The sequence below is a fragment of the Streptomyces sp. MnatMP-M17 genome, assembly GCF_900091995.1.
In the GTDB taxonomy this organism is placed as follows: Bacteria; Actinomycetota; Actinomycetes; order Streptomycetales; family Streptomycetaceae; genus Streptomyces.
In genome coordinates, this window is the sequence record NZ_FMDK01001262.1 from 1 (window position 1) to 1,212 (window position 1,212).

The window sequence follows — 1,212 nt, forward strand, 5'->3', positions numbered from 1 at the left end:
GCGCCCGGTCGGGGCGCGGCGCGGGCCGCAGGCAGCTCAGCGCGGGCCGTCGTCCGGAGCGCAGGTGGCGCACTGCCCGCCGGACTCGGCCTCATCGTCGGTCAGGGCCGTGCTGCAGGAGTCGCACCAGCCCGCGGGCCAGGTGAAGCCGAGGCGGGAGAGGAGGTCGGCGATCTCCATGTAGGCGTCGGCGCCGGAGAGGTTCTGGTCGGCGAGGTGCACCAGGGTGACGCGGACGGCGGCGACGGGGTTGGGCACGTCGCACCGGCGGGTGACGTGGTCGGTGAGGGTGACCAGGAGCCGGGCGAGCGGGTTGAGCAGGACGTGGGCCGGAGTGCGCAGGCAGGTCTTCATCAGGCGGCCACCTTCACGGGAGTGCAGGTCGGCAGGGCGCCGAGGGAGTCCAGCAAGGGGCCGACCATGGAGCGGGCCACCGGCATGTCCGCGTCGCGCCAGGTCGGGTGGGTGTCGATCAGCTTCCACAGGGCCGGGCTCATCGGGACGATGTCGAAGCGCCCCTCGCCGAGGACGTCCTGCGGGTCGTGGGCGCCGTCGGCGTCGACGAGGTAGCCGTCGTGCGGGCGGACGGCCGCGAGGTGCGAGAGCTGGCAGATGCACAGGCCGTCGGCGACGGCGTTGCCCATGCCGCAGGCGTCGTACTCGTCCGCGCACTCGCGGTCGGCCAGGACCACGGTCTTCCAGCCGGTGCTCTCGGCGACGGCGCGGGCCAGCGCGTGGCACTGGCCTTCGGTGAACGCGGTGCGCGCGGTCTCGTCGAGACGGCTGGGCGTGACCTGGAACTCGACTCCGTCGGCGCCCAGGACGGTCACGGGCCGGTCGTCGGGCAGTCCGAAGGCGTCGGTGAGGAGCTGGATGAAGGTGTCCAGCTTCTCGTCGGCCTCCAGGGCCGTGACGCGGCGGGTCTCCTCGTAGGCGTCGAATTCGCCGTCCATCACGCCCTCGATATCGCAGTGATCCTTGAGCGCGGCGTGGTGGCGGGCGGCCATCTGGCGGTAGTCGGCGAGGATCTGGTGGACGACGGAGCGCGGGTCGGGCGTGGCGGGCAAGGGCGGTCCTCTCGGCAGCGAAGACGGCGCGGGTGCGCGTCTGCGGCGCCGGTGCCGGTGAGCGGGCACGCTGACCTCCGGGTCGTAAGCGGGGTGGATGGGCGGTCGGGGTTGCGGCGGCCGGGCCGCCGCACCCGGTCAGGGC

At 73.8% G+C, this 1,212-nt stretch carries 2 protein-coding genes; both read right to left on the bottom strand.

Going from position 1 to position 1,212, the window contains the following annotated elements:
• Positions 1-36: 36 nt before the first annotated feature.
• On the bottom strand, positions 37-354 hold the full coding sequence (locus GA0115259_RS38410; protein WP_093605258.1) for a hypothetical protein: 318 nt from the start codon (positions 352-354) through the stop codon (positions 37-39).
• Positions 354-1,067 (bottom strand): hypothetical protein, encoded by a 714-nt coding sequence (locus GA0115259_RS38415; protein WP_093605260.1) that lies wholly within the window; start codon positions 1,065-1,067, stop codon positions 354-356. The genes GA0115259_RS38410 and GA0115259_RS38415 overlap by 1 nt, the downstream gene beginning before the upstream one ends.
• Positions 1,068-1,212 lie beyond the last annotated feature (145 nt).